At 62.4% G+C, this 1,884-nt stretch carries 2 protein-coding genes; both read right to left on the reverse strand.

The genetic code is table 11. The features are described 5' to 3' along the window. The coding region (locus tag VMR39_RS11300) for a GlgB N-terminal domain-containing protein (RefSeq protein ID WP_414712498.1) at positions 1-806 on the reverse strand (806 nt) is incomplete at its 3' end. A 19-nt stretch (positions 807-825) separates the two neighbouring features. Next, the coding region (locus tag VMR39_RS11305) for a glycogen/starch/alpha-glucan phosphorylase (protein WP_325416064.1) at positions 826-1,884 on the reverse strand (1,059 nt) is incomplete at its 5' end.

The following is a 1,884-nucleotide window of genomic DNA, read 5'->3' on the forward strand; positions in this document are numbered from 1 at the left end:
GCCAGCTCATCCCAGCTCAGAAACTGGCCATGCTCGTCCCGTTGCCATGATCCGGCATGGACTTCGTAGATGGAGATGGGTTCGCGGCGCGGATCGGCTTTCGCCCAATGGTCGGCGTGGCGGGCATCGCCCCATACATGATCCAGCGGCGCGGCGACGATCGAGGCGGTAGAGGGCCGCAGTTCCGCCTCGAACGCGAAGGGATCGGACTTGAGCGGGAGCACCACGCCGTCCGCGCCGACGATCTCATATTTATACGGACTGCCCGGCCCGACTTCGGGCAGGAAGATTTCCCACACGCCCGCATCCGCCCGGTGCCGCATCAAGCCGCGCCGGCCATCCCAGCGGTTGAACTCGCCCACCACCGACACGCGCTGCGCATTGGGCGCCCAGACAGCAAAATGGGTGCCGGCCACGCCTTCATGGCTGATGACATGCGCCCCCAGCTTGTCGAACAGCCGGGCATGCGATCCTTCCGCCAGGAAATAATCATCCATCGGTCCCAGCACCGGGCCAAAGCCATAGGGGTCGATCAGCGCATACTCACCGCCATCGGCATAAAGCGCGACATAGCGCAGCGGCTGACGCTTGCGCACCGACACCTTGCCGAAGAACAGCCCGTCTGGATGCACCCGATCCAATATGCCGACCGGCTTGCCTGCCAGCGTCTGCGCGCTGACGCCAACCGCTTCGGGCAGCATTACGCACGCCGTACATCCCTTCTCCGCAGGATGGACGCCGAGCGTGGCAAAAGGGTCATCCTCACGGCCCTGCACCAGCCGGTCGATCTGCTCCGGCGTCAGCACGCGCCGTTTCTAGCCTCGTTCATGCACCCATCTTCCAGATATCATTCGCATATTCTCTTATCGTGCGGTCCGACGAGAACCATCCCATGCGCGCGACATTGTGGATCGCCTTTTTCGCCCAGAGCGCCTGATCCTCCCAGATCCGGTCGACTTCGCGCTGGGCGGCGGAATAGCTGTCGAAATCGGCCGCGAGCATGAACCAGTCATGGTCGTAAATGCCCTGGATCAGATCCCGGTAGCGGCCCGGATCGTCCGGCGAGAAGACGCCGCCGGCAATGGCGTCCAGCGCCTGGCAGAGTTCGCGGCTCTGCCCGATCACGTCACGAGGAACATAACCATTGGCGCGGCGCTCATTCACCTCCTGCGCGGTCAGGCCGAAGATGATGATATTATCCTCGCCCACATGGTCGCGCATTTCGACATTGGCGCCGTCGAGCGTGCCGATGGTGAGCGCGCCATTGACCGCAAACTTCATATTGCCGGTGCCCGACGCCTCCATGCCTGCCGTCGAAATCTGTTCGCTGAGGTCGGCGGCAGGGATCATCATTTCCGCCATGGAGACATTATAGTTTGGCACGAACTGGACCTTCAGCAATCCCTGTACCGCCGGGTCATGATTGACCGCGCGAGCCACGTCGTTCGCCAGTTTGATGATCAGCTTGGCATTGTGATAGCTGGGCGCGGCCTTGCCGCCGAACAGCTTGACGCGCGGCACCCAGTTCTTTTCGGGATGCGAACGTATCTGATCGTAGAGCGACACCGCCTCCACGATGTTGAGCAACTGCCGCTTATATTCGTGGATGCGCTTGATCTGGATATCGAACAGCGCCGCGGGATCGATCCGCGCGTTGACGCGCTTGCGCAGCAAGTTCGACAGCGCCACCTTGTTCGCGCGCTTCACCCCCAGGAATTTCTCCTGAAACGCGCTGTCGTCGGCGAAGCGGTCGAGGTCGCGCAGCGCCTCCGCATCGTCCATGAACCGGTCGCCGATCGCCTCGCGGACCAGGCCGGTCAGCCCCGGATTGCACTGCATCAGCCAGCGGCGAAAAGTGACGCCGTTGGTCTTGTTGTTGATCCG

This window comes from Sphingobium sp., assembly GCF_035511395.1.
Classification (GTDB): Bacteria; Pseudomonadota; Alphaproteobacteria; order Sphingomonadales; family Sphingomonadaceae; genus Sphingobium.